Annotated in this window: 19 protein-coding genes; 15 read left to right on the forward strand and 4 right to left on the reverse strand. The window is 72.8% G+C overall.

The features are described from left to right. Nucleotides 1-313: 313 nt before the first annotated feature. Nucleotides 314-718 (forward strand): SCO2097 family morphological protein, encoded by a 405-nt coding sequence (locus tag BJY18_RS01255; protein WP_184776961.1) that lies wholly within the window; start codon nucleotides 314-316, stop codon nucleotides 716-718. Nucleotides 719-1,494: 776 nt separating this feature from the next. On the opposite strand, the gene BJY18_RS01260 is transcribed toward BJY18_RS01255, so the two are convergent. The 3 genes from BJY18_RS01260 to BJY18_RS01270 all read right to left on the reverse strand — a co-directional run bounded on the left by BJY18_RS01260 (nucleotide 1,495) and on the right by BJY18_RS01270 (nucleotide 6,907). After that, nucleotides 1,495-4,083 carry a transglutaminase TgpA family protein gene (locus tag BJY18_RS01260; RefSeq protein WP_184776963.1) on the reverse strand — a complete coding sequence of 863 codons (2,589 nt, stop codon included), beginning with the start codon at nucleotides 4,081-4,083 and terminating at the stop codon, nucleotides 1,495-1,497. 469 nt (nucleotides 4,084-4,552) lie between these two features. Beyond that, entirely contained in the window at nucleotides 4,553-5,818 is a 1,266-nt protein-coding gene (locus tag BJY18_RS01265) for a DUF58 domain-containing protein (RefSeq protein ID WP_184776964.1), read from the reverse strand. Between the two features lie 30 nt (nucleotides 5,819-5,848). Continuing rightward, a complete protein-coding gene (locus BJY18_RS01270; protein ID WP_376774630.1) occupies nucleotides 5,849-6,907 on the reverse strand; it encodes an AAA family ATPase in 1,059 nt (352 codons plus the stop codon). Nucleotides 6,908-7,176: 269 nt separating this feature from the next. On the opposite strand from BJY18_RS01270, the gene BJY18_RS01275 reads away from it, so the two are divergent. The 4 genes from BJY18_RS01275 (at nucleotide 7,177) to BJY18_RS01290 (ending at nucleotide 9,369) form a co-directional block, all read left to right on the forward strand. Then, complete coding sequence (locus BJY18_RS01275) at nucleotides 7,177-7,536, forward strand: hypothetical protein (protein ID WP_184776965.1); 360 nt, start codon at nucleotides 7,177-7,179, stop codon at nucleotides 7,534-7,536. Next, complete coding sequence (locus BJY18_RS01280) at nucleotides 7,529-8,071, forward strand: DUF3558 family protein (protein ID WP_312873697.1); 543 nt, start codon at nucleotides 7,529-7,531, stop codon at nucleotides 8,069-8,071. Before BJY18_RS01275 ends, BJY18_RS01280 begins: the two co-directional genes overlap by 8 nt. A 69-nt stretch (nucleotides 8,072-8,140) precedes the next feature. Beyond that, nucleotides 8,141-8,665, forward strand: a complete 525-nt coding sequence (locus tag BJY18_RS01285; protein ID WP_184784339.1) for a PPE domain-containing protein — start codon at nucleotides 8,141-8,143, stop codon at nucleotides 8,663-8,665. Beyond that, entirely contained in the window at nucleotides 8,662-9,369 is a 708-nt protein-coding gene (locus BJY18_RS01290) for an ESX secretion-associated protein EspG (protein ID WP_184776966.1), read from the forward strand. The genes BJY18_RS01285 and BJY18_RS01290 overlap by 4 nt, the downstream gene beginning before the upstream one ends. Before the next feature lie 4 nt (nucleotides 9,370-9,373). On the opposite strand, the gene BJY18_RS01295 is transcribed toward BJY18_RS01290, so the two are convergent. Continuing rightward, entirely contained in the window at nucleotides 9,374-10,558 is a 1,185-nt protein-coding gene (locus BJY18_RS01295) for a glycosyltransferase 87 family protein (RefSeq protein WP_312873698.1), read from the reverse strand. Nucleotides 10,559-11,294: 736 nt separating this feature from the next. Here BJY18_RS01295 and mraZ point away from each other — a divergent pair. From mraZ to murG, 10 genes are all read left to right on the forward strand, one after another. Then, nucleotides 11,295-11,726 (forward strand): division/cell wall cluster transcriptional repressor MraZ, encoded by a 432-nt coding sequence (gene mraZ / locus BJY18_RS01300; RefSeq protein ID WP_184776968.1) that lies wholly within the window; start codon nucleotides 11,295-11,297, stop codon nucleotides 11,724-11,726. 184 nt (nucleotides 11,727-11,910) lie between these two features. After that, entirely contained in the window at nucleotides 11,911-12,861 is a 951-nt protein-coding gene (gene rsmH / locus BJY18_RS01305; RefSeq protein ID WP_184776969.1) for a 16S rRNA (cytosine(1402)-N(4))-methyltransferase RsmH, read from the forward strand. Continuing rightward, nucleotides 12,858-13,559 (forward strand): cell division protein FtsL, encoded by a 702-nt coding sequence (gene ftsL, locus BJY18_RS01310; protein WP_184776970.1) that lies wholly within the window; start codon nucleotides 12,858-12,860, stop codon nucleotides 13,557-13,559. Before rsmH ends, ftsL begins: the two co-directional genes overlap by 4 nt. Next, the gene (locus tag BJY18_RS01315; protein WP_184776971.1) at nucleotides 13,559-15,478 is read left to right on the forward strand and encodes a peptidoglycan D,D-transpeptidase FtsI family protein; all 1,920 of its coding nucleotides are present in this window, start codon (nucleotides 13,559-13,561) and stop codon (nucleotides 15,476-15,478) included. Before ftsL ends, BJY18_RS01315 begins: the two co-directional genes overlap by 1 nt. A 235-nt stretch (nucleotides 15,479-15,713) precedes the next feature. Continuing rightward, a complete protein-coding gene (locus BJY18_RS01320; protein ID WP_184784340.1) occupies nucleotides 15,714-17,282 on the forward strand; it encodes a UDP-N-acetylmuramoyl-L-alanyl-D-glutamate--2,6-diaminopimelate ligase in 1,569 nt (522 codons plus the stop codon). Continuing rightward, a complete protein-coding gene (locus BJY18_RS01325) occupies nucleotides 17,279-18,814 on the forward strand; it encodes a UDP-N-acetylmuramoyl-tripeptide--D-alanyl-D-alanine ligase (RefSeq protein ID WP_184776972.1) in 1,536 nt (511 codons plus the stop codon). The genes BJY18_RS01320 and BJY18_RS01325 overlap by 4 nt, the downstream gene beginning before the upstream one ends. Continuing rightward, entirely contained in the window at nucleotides 18,811-19,893 is a 1,083-nt protein-coding gene (gene mraY / locus BJY18_RS01330) for a phospho-N-acetylmuramoyl-pentapeptide-transferase (RefSeq protein WP_184776973.1), read from the forward strand. The genes BJY18_RS01325 and mraY overlap by 4 nt, the downstream gene beginning before the upstream one ends. A 7-nt stretch (nucleotides 19,894-19,900) precedes the next feature. Next, nucleotides 19,901-21,316, forward strand: a complete 1,416-nt coding sequence (gene murD, locus BJY18_RS01335; RefSeq protein ID WP_184776974.1) for a UDP-N-acetylmuramoyl-L-alanine--D-glutamate ligase — start codon at nucleotides 19,901-19,903, stop codon at nucleotides 21,314-21,316. Further along, nucleotides 21,303-22,778: a putative lipid II flippase FtsW gene (ftsW, locus tag BJY18_RS01340; RefSeq protein WP_184776975.1), complete on the forward strand. Its 1,476-nt coding sequence runs from the start codon at nucleotides 21,303-21,305 to the stop codon at nucleotides 22,776-22,778. The genes murD and ftsW overlap by 14 nt, the downstream gene beginning before the upstream one ends. Next, complete coding sequence (murG, locus tag BJY18_RS01345; protein ID WP_184776976.1) at nucleotides 22,775-23,896, forward strand: undecaprenyldiphospho-muramoylpentapeptide beta-N-acetylglucosaminyltransferase; 1,122 nt, start codon at nucleotides 22,775-22,777, stop codon at nucleotides 23,894-23,896. The genes ftsW and murG overlap by 4 nt, the downstream gene beginning before the upstream one ends. Nucleotides 23,897-23,915: the final 19 nt, after the last annotated feature.

Consider the following 23,915-nt stretch of genomic DNA (forward strand, 5'->3'; position numbering starts at 1 on the left):
CGGTGGCTGGCACCTGTTCCGGGACGAGGCCGGCTGTCGCGCAGTGTGCTCGCCGGAGCGCGGAAGTGCGGTTCGGACCATTGCCGGAGTGGCGGGTGGCCTGCCGCGGGAGGCCGGGTGGGGCCTGGTGACCCAGCGTCAACCCCGGTCGTGACGGATTTCCCCCGATTCGATCCGTTCCGGATACGGGATCGGGTAGTCGGACGAGCGCGGGGCTCGTATCCTGGACAGTGCCACCCCGCCTGGGGTTGGCTGTTGGGTCCAGGACGTTGCGCGGCCCGGCGCCCGCGACAGCTGTGCCGGAGGAGGAAAGATGCCACTCTCCGAGCATGAGCAGCGGCTGCTCGACCAGATCGAGCGCGAGCTCTATGCCGAGGACCCCAAGTTCGCATCCACGGTGCGTGGCACCCGGTTGCGCCGTCCCGCGCGTCGTCGGCGCGTCCAGGGAATAGCCCTCTTCGTGGTGGGTGTCGCGCTACTGGTGCTCGGTGTGGTGCTGCCCGTGTTGCGGGTCGCCGACATCCCGGTGGTCAGCGTGCTCGGGTTCCTCGTGATGTTCTTCGGGGTCATGGTGGCCGTCACGTCCCTGCGCCAGGGCGACAGCGGCACGAACACGCAGAGCGGCGGCGGTGGCGGCGGCGGGAAGCAGCCGGGCCGCAAGAGCTCGTTCACCCAGCGCATGGAAGAACGTTTCCGCCAGCGCTTCGAAGAGCAGTAACCCCCGACGTCCGGGATCCGCGCTTCACTCCCAGGTGAGGCGCGGTTTCTCGTACGCGGCCCCGCCGGCCCGGAGTCAGGCCGCGAAACGGTCGAGGCCGCGCCCGGATTCGACCAGCCCGCCGCGGGCAACAGCGGCGACCGGCTGCTCCGGTGCCCGGCTACCACGGCGGAGCTGCTGCGGCGAGAATGCTGCGGTGGTGAGGCTGCTGCGACGGGGACGCAGCGGCGACCCGGCTGCGGTGCACGGCTGGCGTGGCGGTCGGCGCTGCGGCAATCACGGTGACGGCTGCCGCGTCGAGCGGTGATCGGCTGCTTCGACTGCCTGCGGGACGAGCCGATGCTGAGGTGATTGGCTGCGGTGAGCAGCACTACGGCAATTCGGTGCCCGCGTTGAGAAGCTGGCTCGTCTTGCGGCGCCCGGCTGTGGTGGTGGACTGGTGCTGCGGTGACCGGCTGCCGCGCCGAGCGGTATGGGGGCCCGCACTGAGCGGTGCCAGGCCGAGCGGTGCGGCGCCGTGCAATGCGGCGGCCTGCGCGAGCAGTGCGGCGGCAAACAGGCTGCCGCGACCGCGGCTGCCGCGACCGTGACTGCCGTAACCGTGGCGACCCCCCTACTCTCCGGACGACCAGAGCACAGGCTGGACGAGGGTTCTCCCGCAAACCGACATCCCACCGCGGCCGCGTCACCGTGTCCGCCGGTCACCGTGGAAAGTGTGCGCCGGAAGCCCGCAGTGCAGTCGCCGTTCGTCGGGTGACCGACCGGAATGCGCCCAGTTACCTCCGTCCGGCATTCCCTTCGCGGTCCCGCTGCAGTACTGAGCGCGGGAACAGCCGTCCACGCAGGGGGAGTGGCGCGGTGCGGCGGAGGCCGCCCCGGAGGCGGTCGAAGGCTGGTGCCAAATCCGGATCCGGTGTGGACGCGTCGCTGTACCAGCTGCGTTCCACCGCTCCGAGGACCGTGCGCAGGCTTTCCCGGCCCTCGTCGTCCAGGTGGTGGTGTTCGGCGATCTTGCCGCCCGACACCCGGACCGTGTCGCTTTCCGGGAGGGGCAGGCCGCGGTCGGCGCATTCGGCCTTCAGCTCACGCCACGCGGCGTCGGCCGAGTCCGGGGTGTGCGCGGTGATCGTCTGCAGATGGCGGCGGCGGACCACGTCCCGGACGACGGCCGGCGCGCTGACGGCCACCAGCACCAGCACCACCAGCACCGCGAACCACCAGGCCACCAAGCCGGCCAGGAACCCGATCGCGGCCACGAACAACCCCCACGCGACCGGCGGCAGCCACAGCACCGCCGTCCGCGCCGGTGCGGGCGCGGCCACGGCCGGGCTGCGCACCAGCAGGTCGCCCTCCGGGCCGGGCGGTGGCGGCGGGAGTCCGGACACGGTGCCCCCACCGGCCTCCGGGCGCCGGCGCAGCAGGTACGACGTCACCACCGCGGCCGCCCCGAGTACTGCCAGTGCCAGCGCCAGCCAGCCGAGCCAGCCGTTGTCCGGGCCGGTGTCGGCCGGGTTCGCCGGAGCGGCCTGGTCCTGCTGCTGGTCCGGCGCGGCACCGGTCGAGGGAGCGGTGGTGCGGGGCGCGGTGGGCAGGTCTTCGGTCGCGTCGGGCTGCTGTTGGTTCTGGTTGCTCTGTTGCAGATACGGCGGGACGATGCCGCGCCCGTCGGCCAGCGGCGTCGGGTCGAAGCTGACCCACCCCTTGTCGCCGAAGTACGCCTCGACCCAGGCGTGCGCGTCCTGCGAGCTGATCGACTGGTAGTCGCCCTTCTGCACACCCGGCGTGAAGCCGATCGCGACCCGCGCCGGAATGTGCGCGACCCGCAGCATGACGGCCATCGCGGAGGCGTACTGCTCGCAGTAACCGCGCTTGCCGTTGAGGATGAAGTCGGCGAGCGCGTCCGCGTCGGTGGCGTCCGCGGTCTTGGTGTCGTAGACGAAACCGTTCTGCGTGCTGAAGAACTGCCACAACGCGGTCGCCCGGTCGAAGTTGTTGTTCTTGCCCGCGATGAGCTGGCCGGTCTTGTCGACCACCCGCTGGTCGACGCCGTCGAGCCGGGTGTAGAACGCGGGCACCTCGTCGGACTTCGGCGCTGCTGTGCGCAATTCCGCCGCGCTCGGTTCCTTCAACGACGCCGTCTCCACGTACGGCGGCGCGGGTTCGCTCTTCGTGGTGAAAACGGCGCCGCTCATCCGGTCGTACAGCCACTGCGGAGGGACGCCGCGCAACGCCCGTGGCGCTCCGTAGATCGGCAGCCAGTTGTCGACCCAGCGCGTCGGCTGGATCCGGATCTGCTGCGAGGCGCCCGTGCCGTCATCGCCGGGGGCGGCGGGCAGGGTGCTGTTCGCGACCACGCCGGTCTGCGCCTGGCCACCGCTGCGCAGGCCCCAGCCCTTGTTGGGGGTGTAGCTGTCGAGGGTGAACGCCCGCATCAGCCGCCGTTCCGGGCCGAGGCCGCGGACCTGGAACAGTTCGGTGTTGTCGCCCTGGTCGAGCAGGCCGCGCAGCTGGGTGAACGGCGCGACGCCGAAGCCGCCGGTGCCGTCACCACCCCCGCCGGGGCCGGACCCGAACGGGATCTTGCCGACCGTGCCGACCCAGCTGACCCCGCCGCCGAGCAGACCGAGCACGACCGCGGCGCTGACCACAGCGACCGGCGCTTGCAACGCTCTGGCCCGGCCGGGGGCGCCGGATGCTTCGCGGTTGCGCCAGCTGCGGTGGCGATGGTTGCCGTCGAGCGCGAGCAGACCGGCGAACGCTGCCGCGCCGAGCAGGAACGTCCACCACGGCAGCATGTCCTCGGACAGGGCCGCCGGCACGGCGTACACGCAGAGCAGCACGAGCCCGGTGGCCGCCGGCGCCGAGGCGGCGACCGCGAGCGTGTCGACGAGCACGGCGACCAGCCCGATCGCGATCGTGACGAGGCACAGGATCGGCTGGGTGCCCTCGACCGGCGGCAGCCCGGTGCGGATCTGCTCGGCCGACGCGGCGAGCGTGGCCTGCAGCTCCCCGAACGCGGCGGGCCCGGGGATGATCTTGAGCACGCCCTGGGTGGTGAACGCCCCGGTGACCATGAAGAGCAGCACGAGCAACTGCCCGAGCCCGGCCACGACGATCGGCGCGCGCAACGAGCGCAGCGCCAGCCCCGTTGCGGCGACGAGCACGACCGCGACGAACAGATATCCGAACCACGCCCACCCGGCCACCACGCTGGTCAGCGAAGTGGCGGCGCAAAGCGTCGCCACCCCGGCCGCGACTGGGGCGAGCAGACTGCTCGCCCACGCCGCGGGCGGTTCGGGCGGCGGTGGCGCAGGAGTATGGGGGATAGGCGGCGACGCGGGCGGCCGGGACGCAGTGGCGGTCATCGGGCCCCTCCGTCCGCGCGTGCCCGGCCCGCCTGCCCGGGACGCCCAGCCGACGACGACGTGGCGGGAACGGCTTGGCCGGGTGTGCGCTGGCTGTGGCTGGTGTGGTGGTGGTCGTGCGGCGGGGCGGCCGGCGGCAGCGGCGTGGTGGGAACGGTGTGGCCGGGTGTGCGCTGGTGGTGGCTGTGCGGCGGTGTGGGGTGGCTGGTCATGTGGTGGCAGCGCGGCGTGGCGACTGGATGGCCGACCGTGCGGTGGTCGTAGTGCGGCTGGGGGAGTCGATAGCCGACCGTGCCGTGGTGGCTGTGCGGCGGAGTGGCGTGGATGGTCGTGTGGTGGCGGTACAGCGTGGCGAGGCCACGATCAGTCGTGCGGAGCTGGAGGTGCGGCGGGACAAGCCCAACCCCGACAGGGCCCCGGTCGTGCTCGTCGCTCGGCTGGGTGGGCCGGGAGGCCGCGGTGGGGGTGGTCATCGGGTGCCTCCGGCCACCGAGGTGCGGGTGCCGGTGCGGCCCAGGTCGGCCCATACCTCCGGCATCGGGGTCCGGGGGCCGGCGACCACGACTCCCCAGCCGGCGGCACGCAGCAGGGCGGCCGAATCCTCGGTCGCCGCGGTCAGGTGGTCCGGGGCGGTCCCCGCCCAACTCGGCGTGTCCAGCAGGACCGCGAGGCTGCGGGTTCCGCGGGGGCGGTACCTCGTCAGCTCGTGCACCGACTCCGCACTCACCGTGCCCAGTACCGCGATCAGTTCCTGTCCTTCCGCGGGATCGTGGCCGAGGGTGACGTCGCGCTGGTGGGCGGCCGGCAGCGCGGCCAGCGTGTCGAGCACGACGTTGTCGTGACCTTCCCCGCTCCCGCCGGGAATGTCGGTCAGGGTGAGGCCGTGCTCGGTCACCAGTCGTACGCGGTGGCCGGCGCGGCGCAGGTGCAGGGCGACCGACGCGGCGAACGACACCGCCCATTCCAGGCTCGCCTCCGGTCCGCTGCCGTGGTGGGCGGCGGCACGGTGGTCCAGCAGCACGGTCGTGCCACCGCGCCACGGGCGTTCCTCCACCCGGACCATGATCTCGTCCCGCCGGGCCGTCGAGCGCCAGTGCACCTTCCGCATGTCGTCGCCGGTGCGGTAGTGCCGCACGATCACGTCCGGTTCGCCCTGCCCGGAGTGCAGCCGGACGCTGCCGTCTTCGCCGGCGCCCACCCCCGAGCCGCCAGGCAGCCCCCACAACGGAACCACCTGCGGCACGACGACCAGCCGCGAATGCCCGATCAGCTCGCGGTCGAACTCGCACAGCCCGAACGGATCGGTGATCGTCGCCCGCAGCGGCCCGACCTGCTGGATCCCGCGCAGCCCCGGCCGCAGCGGATAACGCAGCAGCACCCGCCGGTCGTGGGGAAGGCGTTCGACGACGAACCGCGGCCGGGTACCCAGCGGGTACGGCACCCCGTCCTCGAGCAGCACCTCACCGCCCGGCAGCCGGCCACTGCGCCACAGCTCCAGGTGCACCTCGCCGGTCGAGCCGACCGCGATCCGCTCGGGGTGCAGCGCGCGCGCCGCGCCCAGCCGCAGCCGGGTGGCCGCGATGTACGCGGCGACCAGCAGCGGCAGCGCGACCACGAAGACGGCGACGCGCAGCAGATCGCGTTCGTTGAGCACCAGCGAGCACACCGCGGCCGCGATCCCGGCGGCAAGCAGGCAACGGCCACGGGTGGTGAGGCCGGACAGCGCGCGCAGCATGCGGTTTCTCGAATCGGGTAGCGGGACGGCTCAGCGGGCCGAGCCCTGGGGGACGGGAACGCGGTGCAGGACGGCCCGCACCACGTCCGTCGCCGAACGGCGGGCGGCGTGCGCCTCGGTGGTCAGCACGAGCCGGTGGGCCAGCACCGGCACCGCGACGGTGTGCAGGTCGTCGGGCACCACGTAGTCGCGGCCGGACAGCGCCGCCTGCGCCCGCGCGGCCCGCACCAGGTGCAGCGTCGCGCGCGGCGAAGCGCCGAGCCGGATCTCCGGCACCTGCCTGGTCGAGGCGACCAGGTCGACCGCGTACCGGCGGACCTCCGGCGCGATGTGCACCGTGCGCACCGTCGCGGCGAGCCGCCGCACGGTCGCGCCGTCGGACACCGGCGCCAGCTCGGCGAGCGGGTCGTGCCCGGCGTGCTCGTCGACCATGGCCAGCTCCGCCTGCTGGTCGGGGTAGCCGATGGACACCCGCGCGGTGAACCGGTCACGCTGCGCCTCGGGCAACGCGTAGGTGCCTTCCATCTCGATCGGGTTCTGGGTGGCGATCACCATGAACGGGGCGCCGAGCTGGTAGGTGCTCGTGTCGACCGTGACCTGGTGTTCCTCCAGGCATTCCAGGAGCGCGGACTGCGTTTTCGGCGAGGCCCGGTTGATCTCGTCGCCCACCACGATGTTCGCGAACACCGGGCCGGGCCGGAACTCGAACTCGCCGGTCTGCCGGTTGTAGATGGACACCCCGGTGACGTCGCTGGGCAGCAGGTCGGGGGTGAACTGCACGCGGCTGACCGTGCAGTCGATCGAGCGGGCGAGCGCCTTGGCCAGCGACGTCTTGCCGACGCCGGGCACGTCCTCCACGAGCAGGTGGCCCTCGGCCAGGAGGGTGACCAGCGCGATCCGGACGACCTCGGGCTTGCCGACCAGGACCCGTTCCACGTTCGCGGCGATCCGCCGCGCGGTGTCGTGCAGTTCGTCGAGCCCGGCCGCGGGGAGGCTCGCCAGCCCGTCCGCGGAGTCCACCACCGGGTGCGGCGGCCGGCCGTTCCCGTGCGGCCCGGCAGCGGAAGCGGGTTGGATTCTCGACGTCACTCGACCTCCTGGTGGGGCGTGGCTGAGCGGGTCCTCCGGCACCTGCCGGGGCGCTCGCGGTCCGCGCCGCGCCCAGCCTCGCATCCAGTGTGTCAAACTCGGGCGAACTCGGCGGCGCAACCCCGCGAACCTCCGCCGGTGACGCTGTGCCATGGAGACCGCTACGGCATCCGGGTGAGGAGCGAGTATTTTCGGGTGGGTCCGCTGACCGTCCGCGCTGCCGTAAGCTCTCTCGTCGAGGTCGCTTGATCACGGAGAGGCGCAACCGCATGAGCGAGACCGACGCCCTGCCCGACGTGCCGGGCCTGGCCGGCGGCCGGTTCGTGGTCTCGCCGGAGCTGGCCGGCGCCACCTACGCGCAGCTGGGCGAACTCGGCGACGTGGTCGGCGAGATGGCCCGCGAGGCCGCGGTGCTCGGCCGGTCGGTGCCGCTGGGCAGCGGGTACGCCGGCGAGATCGGCACGTTCATGGCGAAGTACGGCATCGGCCGGGACGGCTCGGTGGCCGATCAGCTCTCCGCCTTCGGCCGGGAGATCGCCGCGCTGCGCGAACGCATCGCCGGCGCACTGGACAAGTACCGCGCGCAGGACGAGAACGCCGCGGACGGGGTGGACTGTGCCGGTGGCTGATCCGGTGACCGCGCCGCAGGCGCGGCGGAAGTTCGCGGTCGTCTCCGTGCTGTCGCTGTTGCTGCTCACCGGGTGTGGCCGTGCGCCTGCCGCGCAGCCCGCGGCGCCCGCGAGCAGTGCGCCGGCGTCGGCTTCGGCGCCGTTGTCGATGGCTGGGCTGGAGCCGTGCGAGCTGTTGTCCCCGCAGGACCGTTCGGCGGTCGGGTTCACCGCGCTCGGCAAGGAGAAGACGATCGGTGAGGCGCGGGCGTGCGACTGGAAAGTGCCGTCGGTCTACGGCGTCACCGTCACCCTCGACGAGACGAACGGCCTGGACAACCTCGACGTCTCCACCGGCGAGCGGACGAAGAAGACGGTCGGTGCGCATCAGGCGCTGCAGGTGTCCGGCCGCAACGGCACCTGCGCCGTGCTGCTCGGCGTGGCCGGCCGGGCCAGCGTGCAGGTCGACGTGAGCAACGCGAACTTCGCCGACGTACCGCTCGCCTGCCGCCGGGCGTCGTCGGTGGCCGAGCTGGTCGAACCGAAGCTGCCCTGAAACCCCGCGAGGAGGAGTGCCGTGCCCGATACCCCGGTCGTCCCGGAACCGGTGGCCCGCTACGAGGCGATGAGCCACGCCGCGCTCGCCGCGCAGGTGCTGGACGGCAACGACCCGGCTGCCGCGGGTTCGGCAGGTGCGCGCTGGACCGAGCTGTCCGGGCGGCTGCGCGAGTCGATCGGCAGCCTCACCGCGTTGTCCGCCGGCAGCCGGGAAAGCTGGCAGGGCGAGGCGGGCGACGCGATGCGGACCGTGCTCGCCCGTGCGGCGGGCTGGCTGGGGGAGACCTCCGCGATGTCCACTGTGGTCGGTGATGCGGTGACCGGGCAGGCCGAGGTCGCCGCGCGGGCGCGCGCGGAGATGCCGGAACCGGTCGAGTTCGATCCGGCGACCATGATCCGCTCCGCCGCGGCGAGCGGGAACGTGCTGGAGCTGGCCGGGCTGTCGTTCGAGATGGACGTGCGCAGGGAGGCCGCCGAGGCGGCCCGGCAGAAGGCGATCGACGTACTGCGCACGCGGGACACCGCGTTGCACGGGCTGGTTCCGCGCGCGGACTTCCCCGCGGTCCCCCAGCTCGGCGCGGAGCCGGCTTGATCCGGCTGTCCGCGTCGGCGTTCGACGTCGTCTGGGACGACCTCGGGCTCGGCCGTCCGCCGGCGCCGCTGGCGGTGCCGAGCGTCGGGGAGACCGTCGACGACCGGGCCGCGATCCGCGCCGAGGTGTACCGGAACCTGGGCGAACGGGGCCTGTTCGACGGCCGCCTCGACGCGGCACTGGAAAGCCGGCTGCGGCTGCTGGCCTCGGGCACGGTGTACCTCTCGTGCGAGGTGCTCGCGGACATGACCGCGGACGAACCGTTCCGCGCGGTCTCCGCGTTGCGGGGCCGGGAGGCGGTGCTCGCCGTCCAGCCGGTGCGGACGGTCGGCGTGCGGCGGATCGGCGAGAGCGAGCTGGCCTCGGAGATCGTGGCCGTACTGCCGGAGTTCGCGCCGGGTCCCGGGTACGGGGTCCGGCTGCCCGCGGCCGGCGCGGAGACTCCGCCGGCCGGGCGCCACGGCGAGGAACTGCGGGCGATCCAGGCGCGTCCGGTGTATGCGGCCGGGCAGTTCACCGTCCGGGTCCGCGACCGCGACGGCCGGCTCGTCCGTACCGGGGGCGTGACCTGGTTCGACACCGACGCGGGCGCCTATTCCGCGGCCCAGTCACCCGGCGCCGGCGGCGAGGACTGGGTGACCGTCGCCCCGGTCGACGCCCCGCGTCTGGTCGAACGCGTGATGGCGCTGATCCCGGCCGGATGACCGGTCAGGTCCGCGCTTCGCGGCGCCGTCCGGCGAAGTGCCAGGCCAGGAACCCCAGCGCCAGCAGCAGATAGCTGTTGCCGGCCAGCTGCTCCAGCGGTCCCCAGGACAGCTCGCGGAAGTCCTGGTGGGGCAGCAGCGAATGCGGTGCCACGACGAAGACCGCGACGATCGCGGCCAGCCCGGCCACCGCGGTGCGGCTCGTGGCCCGGGCGGCGAACAGGACGGTCGCCGGGACGATCCACACCCAGTGGTGCGACCACGAAATGGGGGAGCAGACGAGCACTGCCGCCGCGTTCAGCAGGAACGCCGTCGGCGCGTCGGTCCGGCGCATGGCCGCGGCGGCGAGCAGCAACGCGGCCAGGGTGGCGACCGCGATCAGCACGAGCGCGGTTGCGTGCGGCAGCCCGAACCGGTTGACCGCGCCCTGGATCGTCTGGTTGGTGGCGAAGATCGACCCGCTCATCCCGGAAGCCCCGGTCAGCCCGCCGCCGAACCAGTACGCCGCGGAGGCACGGGGAGCCACCGCGAACCCGAGCAGCCCGGCCGCGAGGAACGTCGCGACCGTCGTCCCGGCCGCCCGGAAGTCCCGTCGCAGCAGGAAGAACAGCAGGAACCCGGCCGGCGTGATCTTCACCGCCGCGGCGAGCCCCACCAGTACTCCGCGCGGGAGGCGGGTCTTGGGGCCCAGGCAGTCGACGACGACCAGGGCCATGAGCACGAGGTTCACCTGGCCGAACCACAACGTCTCGCGGACCGGCTCGAACGCCAGCGCGGCGGCCCCGGCCACCACCGAGGCGAGGACGGCGGCACGGCGCCGGGTGTGCGGCCGGATCACCACGTAAACCGTGGTGCCCAGTGCGGTCAGGGAAATCCCGAGCATCAGCACCGCGGCCACCGGCGTCGGCGGGACCGCGAGCGCGAGGAACGCGACCGCGGCGAACGGCGGGTAGATGAAAGGCAGCACCATCCCGGCCCGGGTCGGCGGAAGCGTGCCGTAGACGTCCTGCCCGTGCGCGAGCGCCTGCGCGCCGTGCCGGTAGACCTCCAGGTCCACCGGCCACATCGTGCAGACCGCGGTCAGCACACCCGCGGCGAACACGACCGCGGCCGGCACTAGCGCCGACACCGCCCAGCGCCGCCCGGACACGGCCTCGAACCACCGCCGCAGCACGACGGCAGGGGACACCGTGCCAGCTCGGCTCCCGGACGGCATCACCGCGAGATCATCCCGTCCCGCCCCTCACACGCCGCCACGGGGGCACCTCCGGCCGGCACGGCGGGAGTACGGCACGGAGCCCTGACGGAGGTGTCCGTGACCGGGGGCCTGACGGAGCTGCTGTCCGTGCGGGCATCCCTGACGGAATCGGGCTCGGTCAAGCACTCCTTCATGGTCCGCTGGGAGATCGCTACGGGCGGACGGAGGTGCACGGACGGTTCGAGCCGCAAGTGGACGGGCTCGGCTGTGAGTGGCGGGCTCGTGGTGTGAGTGGGGCTGGTGGTGTGGGCGGGCTCGTGATCTGAGCCGGGCTGATGGTGTGGGTGGACGGGCCCGTGCAGGGCCCTGCCCGGCTCCCCACCGCGCCCCACCTGCGTCCCCCACTCCACCCCACCCGGGCTCCCCACCGGTCCCCACTGCCGGGTGGCGGTGGTCCCCACGGTGCCGTGATCCGGACGTTTCAGGGGTGATCTGGTTGCCCGGGACCCCGCCATGGGGGATCTTGGCCACCGCGGCCCCCACCCGGCCCCACCTGGACCCACGACGCTGACCAGCGCAAACGCGTGACCCGACAGGGCGACAACGCGGCGGAGCGCGTTGACTGTGGTGGAAAGTGGGGTACGGTGGTGCTCAGTGGGGCAGAAGGGAGCCCCGGGGCCGGGATCGGGTGGTTCGCCAGCCGGGACCGGTAGGGAGGTGGACGCCGGTGTTCCTCGGCACCCACACCCCGAAGCTGGACGACAAAGGGCGGCTCGCGCTGCCCGCGAAGTTCCGCGACGCCTTGGCCGGTGGGCTGATGATCACCAAGGGGCAGGACCACTGCCTCTTCGTCTTCCCCCGTGCCGAGTTCGAGCAGATGGCCCGGAAGGTCGCCGAAGCCCCGTTCACGAACGAGGCGGTGCGGGCCTACCAGCGCTATCTGTTCGCCGGGACCGACGAACAACGCCCGGACGGGCAAGGACGCATCGCGATCGCGTCCGAGCTGCGCAGGTACGCCGGGCTGAACAAGGAATGCGTGGTGATCGGCGCGATCACCCGGCTGGAGATCTGGGATGCCCAGGCGTGGCAGGGCTACCTGGACGAACACGAGGACAGCTACGCACAGGCTCGAGAGGAAGTCCTGCCGGGCGTCTTCTAGGAAAGGCGCACCTGCGTCGTCGGGGGACGCGGGTACGTCGCCCTCGCGGATGCCGTGAGGCCTCTGTCCGCTCTACGGCCCTGGCGCACCTTCCCCGGTGCCAGGTCGGCAAGCGGGCGGGCAGGGACCTGACGGCATCCGCCGCATCTTCCCTCGGCGCGAAGCACGAAAGGGGGGAAGGTCTGTGGCAGCCGAACACGTACCGGTGCTGGCCGCACGCATCGTCGACCTCTTCACCCCGGCGCTGGCCGAGCGCGACGCGGTGCTCGTGGACGCGACGGTCGGGCTCGGCGGGCATGCCGACGCCCTCCTCGAAGCCTTCCCCCGGTTGCGGCTCGTCGGTCTCGACCGGGATCCCGCCGCGCTGGAGCGCTCCGGTGAGCGGCTCGCGCGCCACGGTGACCGGGTCGACCTCGTGCACACCGTCTACGACGGCCTGCCCGAGGCGCTCGCCGGGCTGGGACTGTCCACGGTGGACGGCATCCTGTTCGATCTCGGCGTCTCGTCGATGCAGCTGGACCGCACCGAACGCGGGTTCGCCTACGCCCAGGACGCGCCGCTGGACATGCGGATGGACCCGACCACCGGGTTCACCGCGGCCGACGTGCTCAACACCTACCCGCCGGGTGAGCTGATCCGGATCCTGCGCGACTACGGCGAGGAGCGGTTCGCGCAGCGGATCGTGCGCTCGGTCGTGGCGGAGCGGGACAAGGAGCCCTTCACCCGCAGCGGGCGGCTGGTGGAGCTGCTGTACGCGGCCGTGCCCGCGGCCAGCCGGCGCACCGGAGGGCATCCGGCCAAGCGCACCTTCCAGGCGCTGCGGATCGAGGTCAACGGCGAACTGGAGGTGCTGCGCCGGGCACTGCCCGCGGCACTCGGGGCGCTCGCGATGGGCGGCCGCATCGTCGTCGAGTCCTACCAGTCCCTGGAAGACCGGCTGGTGAAGCAGGCGCTCGCCGGGCTGGCGAAATCCCGGACCCCGGAAGGGCTTCCGGTCGAGCTGCCCGGGCACGGCCCCCAGCTGCGGCTGCTGACCAGGGGCGCCGAGAAGGCCGCCGAAGGCGAGATCGAGCACAACCCGCGGGCCGCCTCGGTGCGGCTGCGGGCAGCACAACGGATCGGAGAGCCGCGATGACCGCACCCACGAAGTCCCGCCGTCCCGGCGTGGCGACCCGGCGGCGTGCCCAGGCGGGGACCACGGTCGAGCCGGAACCGCGGACCACCACCGCGCAGCCGGCGGTCTCGCCGCGCCGTGCGTCGCGCGGGCGCACCACGGCTGCCGAGCGGGCGTACGCGCGCCGCGCGCAGCGTGCCGACCTGCTGCGTCAGCGTCCGGCGAGGAAGCCCGAAGCCGAGCCGCAACCGGTGCAGCCCAAGCGGGTCCGTACCCGGCTCAAGCTGCGCTGGCCGAGTTCGCGCGCCTCGTTCGTGCTGATCATGATGGGGCTGCTCGCGGCAGGGGTGGTGTCCACGCTGTGGCTGACCACGCAGGCGATCGCCGATTCCTACCGGTTGGAGCAGCTGCGGACCACCAACGCCGGGCTCGCCGAGTCGAAGGACCGGCTCGAACGCGAGGTAGCCAAGGCCCAGTCGCCGGCCTCGCTCGCCCCCGCCGCCAAGGCGCTCGGCATGGTGCCCGCCGGGGACCCGGCACGCATCGTGGTCGGCGCGGACGGCAAGACCCGCGTCGTCGGCGACCCGCAGAAGGCGCAGCCCCAGACTCCGGGTGAGGTCGGCACTCCGCCGTCCGCGCCGCCCGCCGCCGGACCGCAGGAAGGCGGGATCGAAGGCGATCTGGCGGGCACCCCGGCCGGCACCGAGGCAGGGCAGTGATGGCGGCAGGCGGGCAGCGCCGGGCACGGGCGACCGGCAGCGCGCGGCGCACCTACGCCGCGGGCACCCGTCGCGCGGTCGCGAAACGCGGTAACGGCGGGCAACGCAGCCGGTACTCCGCGGTGCGCATCCTGCTGGTGGTGATCATGGTCGTCGCGGGCGCGAAACTGGTGCAGGTCCAGTGGTTCGAGGCCCCCGCGCTGTCGGCCGCCGCCGAACGCCAGCGCACGCTCACCATCGACATCCCGGCCGAGCGCGGGTCCATTGTGGACCGCAACGGGGCGAAGCTGGCGTTCAGCGTGGAAACCCGCACCCTGTCGGTGAACCTGCGGGCACTGCACAAGTCGATGGACGAGTACGCGAAGGAGCACCCGCAGAAGGGCCGCACCTTCGAGACCGAGGTCACCGCGGCGGCGAAGCTCATCGCGCAGAAGGTGCCGAACCTGACCACCGAGCAGGAACAGCTGAAGCTGCTGCACAAGCCGCAGTCGTTCACCTACCTGGTCGACGACGTCGAGCCGTCGGTGGCCGACGACATCGTGGAGCAGTACCCGTGGATCAGCGTGGAGAACCGCGCCAAGCGCGAGTACCCGGGGGACACGCTCGGCTCCAACATCGTCGGCCTCGCGAACTGGCGGATGGACGACCCCGACGTGTCCAAGCACAACCTGCACGGGGTCGTCGGGCTGGAGCGTTCCCGCGACGACGCGCTGGCGGGCACGCCCGGGCGGGAGATCGTGAACACCCAGAACGGCAACGACAACCTGTACCTGCCCGGCACCGAGCACGTGCTGCAGGCCGCGGTGCCGGGTTCCGACCTGGAGCTGACGCTCGACTCCGACGTGCAGTACGAGCTGCAGCGGCAACTGAGCGACTACGTCGCGCAGTCGAACGCCAAGGGCGGCCAGGCGGTCGTCATGGACGCGAAGACCGGTGAGGTCTACGGGCTGGCCGACGCCAAGACGTTCAACCCGAACGATCCCTCCACGCTGGAGAACGACCTGCTCAACAACCGCCCGGTGACCACGCCCTACGAACCGGGTTCGGTGAACAAGGTGGTGACCGCGACCGCGGCGATCGACGGCGGGATCGCCTCGCCGACCTCGACGCTGCAGGTCCCCGGCACGATCAAGATCGCCGACCGGACGGTGCACGACGCCTGGACGCACGGTACCCAGACGTTCACCACCACCGGCGTGTTCGCCAAGTCGTCCAACGTCGGCACGCTCGAGCTGGCGCAGAAGGTCGGGCCGGACAAGTACCTGGAGATGCTGAAGAAGTTCGGCATCGGGGCCAGGACCGGGATCGGACTGCCCGGCGAGAGCTCGGGGTACGTCCCCGCGCGCGACCAGTGGTCGGCTTCGACCTTCGGCAACCTGCCGATCGGGCAGGGCCTGTCGATGACCGTGGTGCAGATGGCCGGGATGTACCAGGCGATCGCGAACGACGGGCTGCGCGTGCCACCGCGGATCGTGAAGTCGGAGAAGAAGCCGGACGGCTCGGTGGTGCCCGAACCGGCGCCGAAGACCGAGCAGGTGGTCAGCCCGCAGACCGCGAAGACGGTGCGTGACATGCTGCGCGCGGTGGTGCAGAACGCCAAGAGCCCGAACGCGGGCACGGCGCCCTCGGCCGCGCTGGAGGGCTACCAGATCTCCGGCAAAACGGGCACCGGTCAGCAGATCGACCCGCGCACCAAGGCCTACAGCGGCAGCCTGGCGAACATCACCTTCGCCGGCATCCTGCCCGCCGACAATCCGCGGTTCGTGGTGGGCATCCGGCTCGACGCGCCGGACACCACGCTGCCCGCGGGGCATTCGGCGGGACCGCTGTTCCACTCGATCGCCTCCTACCTCGCGCAGCGCTACCAGATCCCGGTGTCCGGCGCGGAGTCGCCGGTGGTCCCGCTCGTCGTTTCCTGAGTCCCGGCCGGTTTCGCCGCCGGGGAGCCGCTTTCCCGCCCGCAGCAACGTCCACATGGGCCGTGCGGGCGGGAAAGGCTTTGCGGCACAACGACGAGTGCCGCTCCTTTAGCACACGCGGGGCACCGCCGCGCGTTCGCCGTACCGGCTTGGGTCACCCGGACACGGCCTCGGTAACCTCTCCGGCGTGTCCGTGTCCTCGTCCCAGCCCCAGAGCGGGCCGGTCGCCGCTTCGCTGCCCGACAGCCCGGCGAAAGTCGTCGCCGCGCCGCCGCGCCCGGCCCGGATCGAACCGGTCCCGCTGGCCACCCTGCTCGCCCGCGCGGGTGCGCGGCTGATCGCAGACCGGCCCGAGGCCGCCGATCTCACCGTCACCGGCAGCACCCTGCGCGCGCAGCACGTGCTGCCCGGCGACCTGTTCGCCGGACTGCCCGGCGCCCGCGCCCACGGCGCCGACTTCAGCGGCCAGGCGATCGCGGCCGGTGCGGCCGCGGTGCTGACCGACCCGGCGGGCGCCGAGCGGCCCGCGCTGCGCGACGCCGGCGTGCCGATCCTGGTGCACCCGGACCCGCGGGACGCGCTCGGCGAGATCGCCGCGTGGATCTACGGCGAGCCCTCGCTGCAGGTGTCCGTGCTGGGCGTCACCGGCACCGCGGGCAAGACCACCACCTCCTACCTGGTGGACGCCGGGCTGCGTGCGGCCGGGCTGACCACCGGCCTGATCGGCACCATCGAGACCCGGATCGCCGGGGAGCGGCTGGCCAGCGGCTTCACCACCCCGGAGGCGCCGGACCTGCAGGCGCTGCTCGCGGTGATGCTGGAGCAGGGCGTCACCCACGTGCCGATGGAGGTCTCCAGCCACGCGCTCGCGCTGGGCCGGGTCAACGGCACCCGGTTCGCGGTCGGCGCGTTCACCAACCTCTCGCAGGACCACCTGGACTTCCATCACGACATGGAGGAGTACTTCGCGGCCAAGGCGAAGCTCTTCGACGGGCGCTCCACCACCGAGGTCGTCGTCGTGGACACCGCGTGGGGACAGGCCCTGCTCACCCCGCAGACGGTGACCGTGTCGATCGAGCCGGGCACCGTCTCCCCCGAGGCCGACTGGCGTGCCTCGGACATCGCGGCGACCCCGGCCGGAGAGCAGACCTTCACCCTGCACGGCCCCGGCGGGCTCGTCCGCGCCGCGAAGATCCCGTTGCCCGGCACGTTCAACGTGGCCAACGCGGTGCTCGCGGCGGCGATGCTGGGCAGCGCGGGCGTCTCGGCCGACGACATCGTGGCCGGGCTGGCCGCGGTCGAGGTGCCCGGCCGGATGGAGCGGGTGTACCTCGGCCAGGAGTTCACCGCGGTGGTCGACTACGCGCACAAGCCGGCCGCGGTCGCCCAGGGCCTGGACGCGCTGCGGGCCCGCACCGAGGGCCGGATCATCACCGTGCTCGGCTGCGGTGGCGACCGGGACACCGCGAAGCGGCCGGTGATGGGCGAGGCCGCGGTGCGTCGCAGCGACGTGCTGATCGTGACCGACGACAACCCGCGGTCGGAGGATCCGGCCGCGATCCGCGCCGCGATGCTGGCCGGGGCGCGGGGGGTCGGCCCGGCGCAGGGCGGCGAGGTGTTCGAGGTCGGCGACCGGCGCGAGGCCATCGCGCACGCGGTCGCGCTCGCCGCACCGGGCGACATCGTCTTCATCGCCGGCAAGGGCCACGAGACCGGCCAGGAGGCGCACGGGATCGTGCACCCGTTCTCCGACCGCGACGAACTCGAGGCCGCCATCCGCAAGCGTCTCGAGGTGACCGCGTGATCGAACTCAGCCTTGCCGAGATCGCCGACGTCGTCGGCGGCCGGCTGCACCGCACCGACGGCTCTCCGGTGGTCACCGGCAGCGTCGAGTTCGACACCCGCGAACTCGGGGCGGGCGGGCTGTTCCTCGCGCTGCCCGGGGAACGCGTCGACGGCCACGACTTCGCCGCGCGCGCGGTCGAATCCGGTGCGGTGGGCGTGCTCGCCGCACGCGAGGTGGACGCCCCGGCGATCGTCGTGCCGCCGCTGCCCGGGGGCCGGGCGCACGAGCGGTCGGTGGCGCTGGCCGGCGACACCGACGGGTCCGGCGCCGCGGTGCTGGCCGCGCTGGCGAAGCTGGCCCGGTACGTGGTGGACATGCTGGCCGCAGGCGGGCTGACCGTCGTCGGGATCACCGGTTCGTCCGGCAAGACCTCGACCAAGGACGTCATCGCGCAGCTGCTCGAGCCGATGGGAGCCACCGTCGCGCCGCCCGGTTCGTTCAACAGCGAGCTGGGCCACCCGTGGACCGCCCTGCGGGCGGGCCGGGACACGAAGTACCTGGTGCTGGAGCTGTCGGCCCGCGGGCCCGGGCACATCGCCGAACTGGCCGCGATCGCGCCGCCGCGGATCGGCGCGGTGCTCAACGTGGGCAGTGCGCACGTCGGCGAGTTCGGCTCGCGCGAGGGCATCGCGAAGACCAAGGGGGAACTGGTCGAGGCACTGCCGGAGGACGGCCTCGCGGTGCTCAACCTCGACGATCCGCTGGTCGCCGCGATGGCGAGCCGGACCCGCGCCCGGGTCGCCGGCGTGGGGGAGAGCCCCTCGGCGCAGGTGCGGGCCGCGGACATCACCCTGGACGCGGAGGTCCGCGCGTCGTTCCGGCTGGTCACCCCGGCCGGCGAAGCCCCGGTCACCCTGCCCCTGCACGGCGAGCACCACGTGGGCAACGCGCTGTCCGCGGCCGCGATCGCGCTGGAACTGGGCGCGACGCCGGAGGAGATCGCGCAGCGGCTGTCGGCACTGCAGCGCCGGTCCGCCCGCCGGATGGAGGTCACCACCCGCCCCGACGGCGTCACCGTGCTCAACGACTCGTTCAACGCCAATCCCGAATCGGTGCGTGCCGGGCTCAAGGCGCTGGCCTCGATGAGCCGCTCGTCCGGCCGGCGCGCCTGGGCCGTGCTCGGCGTGATGGGGGAGCTGGGCGAGGAGTCGGTGACCGCGCACGACGGGATCGGCAGGCTCGTGGTCCGGCTCAACATCGACCGGTTGGTGGTGGTCGGGAACGAGGCCGCCGCGATGCACCAGGGCGCGACCCAGGAGGGCTCCTGGGGCGAGGAGTCGGTGCTGGTACCCGATGCCGAGTCCGCCGTCGCGCTGCTGCATGATCAGCTCCGTCCCGGGGACGTGGTGCTGGTCAAGGCGTCCAAGGCGGCCCGTCTCTGGCGGGTGGCCGAGGCACTGCTGACCGGCCCCGGAAGCACCGGTCCGGCCGCTGCTCCCGGGACGCCACTCCCACCCTCCTCCGAACCCTCGAACGGTGGTCACGCGTGATCAACATCCTGATCGCGGCCGCGGCGGGCCTGCTGGTCTCGATCCTCCTCACGCCGTATCTCATCCGGGTCTTCTCCCGGCAGGGTTTCGGCCAGGAGATCCGCGAAGAAGGCCCGCAGGGGCACAAGTCGAAGCGCGGCACCCCGACCATGGGTGGCGTCGCGATCATCATCGCGATGGTCGTCGGCTACTTCGCGGCGCACCTGATCACCTGGCTCGGCAACTCGCGTGGCGCCGGGCCCTCGGCGTCCGGCCTGCTGGTGCTGCTGCTCGCGGTGGGGCTCGGCGTGGTCGGTTTCCTCGACGACTTCATCAAGATCCGCAAGCAGCGCAACCTGGGCCTGAACAAGACCGCCAAACTGGTCGGCCAGCTCGTGATCACCGTGCTGTTCGCGGTGCTGTCGCTGCAGTTCGCCGACGAGCACGGGCTCACCCCGTCCTCGCAGAGCCTGTCCTACGTCCGCGACCTTTCGCTGATCACGTTCCCGTCGATCGTGTTCGTGATCTTCTGCTACGTGGTGATCTCCGGCTGGTCGAACGCGGTGAACTTCACCGACGGCCTGGACGGTCTCGCCGCGGGCGCCTCCTCGATGGTGCTGGCCACCTACGTGGTCATCTCGTTCTGGCAGGCCCGCATCTCCTGCTCGGAGCAGCCGGTGCCGGCCTGCTACGACGTACGCGACCCGCTGGACCTCGCGGTGGTCGCGGCCGCGGCCACCGGCGCCTGCGTCGGTTTCCTGTGGTGGAACGCCGCCCCGGCGAAGATCTTCATGGGGGACACCGGGTCGCTGGCGCTGGGCGGCCTGGTCGCCGGGCTGTCCATCACCACCCGCACCGAACTGCTGGCGATCGTGATCGGGGGCCTGTTCATGGTCGAGATGATCTCGGTGGTCACCCAGATCGCGGTGTTCCGCACGACGCGGCGAAGGCTGTTCCGGATGGCCCCGTTCCACCACCACTTCGAACTCGCCGGGTGGGCGGAAACCACGGTGATCATCCGGTTCTGGCTGCTGTCGGCGATCTGCTGCATGTTCGGGCTGGGGCTCTTCTACAGCGAGCAGCTGGGCGTCGGGAACTGATCCGGCGATGGACCGGACCGATCTCACCGACCGCCGCGTGCTCGTCGCGGGCGCGGGTGTCACCGGGGCCTCGGTGGTGCCGGTGCTGCGCGAACTCGGCGCGCACGTCACGGTCACCGACGGGAACGCCGACCGGCTGGCCGAGCTGACCGGCCTGGGGGCCGAGCTGGTGCCCGGCCTGACCGCGCCGCCGCCCGGCACCGCCCTCGTGGTGACCAGCCCCGGCTGGCGGCCGACCGCGCCACTGCTCGTGGCCGCGGCGGAGGCGGGCATCGAGGTGATCGGGGACGTCGAGCTGGCCTGGCGGATCGGCCGGCTGCGTGAGCATCCGCCGTCCTGGCTGGTGATCACCGGGACGAACGGCAAGACGACCACGGTCGGCATGCTGGAATCGATCCTGCGCGCCGCCGGTGCGGACGCGGTGGCCTGCGGGAACGTCGGCTACCCGGTGCTGGACGCGGTGCGCGGCGGGCACCCGGTGCTGGCCGTCGAGCTGTCCAGCTTCCAGCTGCACTGGTCGTCCACCATCGCCGCGGACGCCTCGGTGGTGCTCAACCTCGCCGAGGACCACCTCGACTGGCACGGTTCGATGGAGGAGTACGCCGCGGCGAAGGGCCGGGTGCACCACCGCTCCCGCACGGTCGTGCACAACGCGGACGACGACTGGTCCACCCGGATCGCGCGGGAGCACGCGCCCGGGCACGCCCGCCGGATCGGCTTCCGGCTGGACACCCCGCCGGCCGGGGACCTCGGGCTGGTCGAGGACCTGCTGGTGGACCGCGCGTTCGTGGCCGATCCGGCGACGAGTGCGGAGGAGCTGGCCGCGGTCGCCGACGTGCGCCCGCCCGGGCCGCACAACGTGGCGAACGCGCTCGCCGCCGCCGCACTCGCGCGGGCGCACGGCGTGCCGCCGGCGGCGGTACGCGAGGGGTTGCGTGCCTACCGCCCGGCACCGCACCGCGCCGAGGAGATCGCCGAGATCGGCGGAGTCCGCTACGTGAACGACTCGAAGGCGACCAACCCGCACGCCGCGGTCGGTTCGCTGCTCGCCCACGAGAGCGTGGTCTGGATCGCCGGCGGCCAGCTCAAGGGTGCCTCGGTGGACGAGCTGGTGGCCGCGGCCGCGGATCGGCTGCGCGGTGCCGTGCTGCTGGGCGTCGATTCGCCCGTGATCGAGGCCGCTCTCGCGCGACACGCGCCGGATGTCCCGTGCAACCGCCTGCCGCCGGGTGACGATGAGCCCATGACTGCGGCGGTGAATGCGGCCAGTGCGCTGGCTCGTCCGGGTGACGTGGTGCTGCTCGCGCCCGCCGCCGCCTCGCTGGACATGTTCCCGAACTACGGCGCGCGCGGTGACGCGTTCGCCGCGGCGGTGCGGAACCTGGCCGGTGGCGCGGCGGAGGCGGCCGATGACGGTCGTTGACGAGAAAAAGGGCCGGGACCGCGGTACCGCGCGTCCGCCACGGCGGAGGCGGCAGCGTACGGAGAGCCCGTTCGTCGCGCTGCGCACCGCGCTGACCGCGTGGCTTTCGCGGCCGCTCGCGTCGTTCCACCTGGTGCTGGCGCTCACCGGGGTGCTCACCGCGATCGGCATCGTGATGGTGCTGTCGGCCTCCTCGGTGGCCTCCTACGACCCGAAGACCGGCAGCGGTGTGTACGCGCTGTTCTTCAAGCACCTGATGTTCGTCGCGCTGGGCGCGATCGTGTTCTGGTTCGGCCTGCGGATCAAGCTCGAGCGGGTCCGCCGGATGTCGGCCACCATGGTGGTGCTCAGCCTGGGCCTGCTGATGCTGGTGCTCACGCCGCTGGGCTCCACGGTGAACGGTTCGCAGGGCTGGTTCAAGCTCGGCGTGTTCACCTTCCAGCCGGTCGAGGCGGCGAAGGTCGCGCTGGCCTTCTGGGGCGCGCACATCCTGGTGATCAAGTACAACGTGATCCACCAGTGGCGGCATCTGCTGGTGCCGGTGGTGCCGGTCGCGCTCGTGATGTTCGCGCTGGTGATGCTGCAGCCGGACCTCGGCGGCACGATCACGCTCGCCGTGGTGCTGCTGGCCCTGCTGTGGTTCGCCGGTGCGCCGAAACGGCTGTTCGGCGTGATCCTGGCCGGGGGACTGGCCGGGGTGCTGGTCCTCGCGATCATCGCGCCCTACCGGCTGGCCAGGGTGATGGCGTTCCTCTCGCCGGACGCCGACACCTCGGCCGAGGGGTTCCAGGCCAACCAGGCCAAGCTCGCGCTCGCCGACGGCGGGCTGTTCGGCAAGGGGCTGGGCCAGGGTGCGTCCAACTGGGGTTACCTGCCGAACGTGCAGAACGACTTCATCTTCGCGCTGGTGGGCGAGGAGCTGGGGTTCGTCGGCTGTGCGGTGGTGCTGGCGCTGTTCGCCGGCGTGGCCGTGGTCGGGCTGCGCATCGCCACCCGCAACATCGACCCGTGGATCCGGATCGTGGCCGGCACGCTGACCCTGTTCCTGGTGGCGCAGGCCGCCATCAACATCGGCTACGTGGTGGGGTTGCTGCCGGTCACCGGCGTGACCCTGCCGCTGATTTCCTACGGCGGCACGTCGCTGGTGATCACCATGCTCATCATGGGTGTGCTGGCCAACGCCGCGCGGCACGAACCGGAGGCGGTGGCCGCACTGCGTTCGCACGGCCCGGGTAAATTCGGACGCCTGCTGCGGCTGCCCGCACCCGATCCGTACCGTCCGCCCGCTCCCCGCAAGTCCGGGGCGCGCGGCGGCTCGGGGACGAAGGCGGCCCGGCCGGCGCCGCGGGCGGCCCGGCCCGCACCGGCACCCGAACGCCGCCGGTCGGTCCGGCAGCCGGCGACGCGGACGACAGCGAACCGCGGTGCCCGGGGCACCGCGAACCGGAGAGGTCATTGGTGAGCAAGCCCGTCAAGGGAACAGGGCGGTCCGCCGCCGGCCGGGCGCCGGTGGTGGTGGTCGCCGGCGGTGGTACCGCGGGACACATCGAGCCCGCTCTCGCAGTGGCCGACGCCGTGAAACGGCTGCGCCCGGACGCGGAAGTGGTGGCACTGGGCACCGAACGCGGCCTGGAGAACACGCTGGTGCCCGCGCGCGGGTACCGGCTGGAGCTGATCCCGCCCGTGCCGCTGCCCCGCAAGCCGACGCCGGAGCTGGTCCGGCTGCCGCTGAAGGTGCGCGATGCGGTCCGCCGCACCCGTGCGGTGCTGGACCGGGTGAAGGCCGACGTGGTGGTCGGCTTCGGCGGTTACGTCGCGCTTCCGGCCTACCTCGCCGCCCGCGGCCGCACGCCGATCGTGGTGCACGAGGCGAACAAGTCCGCCGGGCTGGCCAACAAGGTCGGCGCCCGGTTCGCCGCACGGGTGGCGGTGGCCGTGCCGGGTACGTCGCTGCCGAAGGCCGAGGTGGTCGGGATCCCGCTGCGCCGGTCCATCACCACGCTCGACCGTGCCGCGCTGCGTGCCGAGGCCCGCGAGCACTTCGGCCTCGACCCGGACGCGCCGACGCTGCTGGTGTTCGGCGGTTCGCAGGGTGCGCAGTCGATCAACACCGCGGTGTCCGGCGCGGCGAAGGAGCTGGCCGGTGCCGGGATCGGCGTACTGCACGCGCACGGTCCGAAGAACACGCTGGTGGTGCAGGAGTTCCCCGGCCCGGCGTACGTGCCGGTGCCGTATCTGGAGCGGATGGACCTGGCCTACGCGGCGGCGGACGCGGTGGTCTGCCGCTCCGGCGCGATGACCGCGGCCGAGGTGTCCGCGGTCGGGCTGCCCGCGGTGTTCGTCCCGCTGCCGCACGGCAACGGCGAACAGGCGGTCAACGCCGGTCCCGCGGTGGACGCCGGGGCCGCGCTGATGGTCCCGGACGGTGAGCTGACCCCGGCGAAGGTGGCCGAACTGGTGGTCCCGCTCGTCGCCAACGCCGACCGGATCGCGAAAATGAGCTCGGCCGCGGTCGGGCTGGGCCACCGCGAGGCCGACGAAGCCCTCGCCCGGATCGTGCTGGAGGCCGCCCGTGCCTGACTCGCCGCTGCCTGACTCG

It is taken from the genome of Amycolatopsis jiangsuensis (assembly GCF_014204865.1).
Lineage (GTDB): Bacteria > Actinomycetota > Actinomycetes > Mycobacteriales > Pseudonocardiaceae > Amycolatopsis > Amycolatopsis jiangsuensis.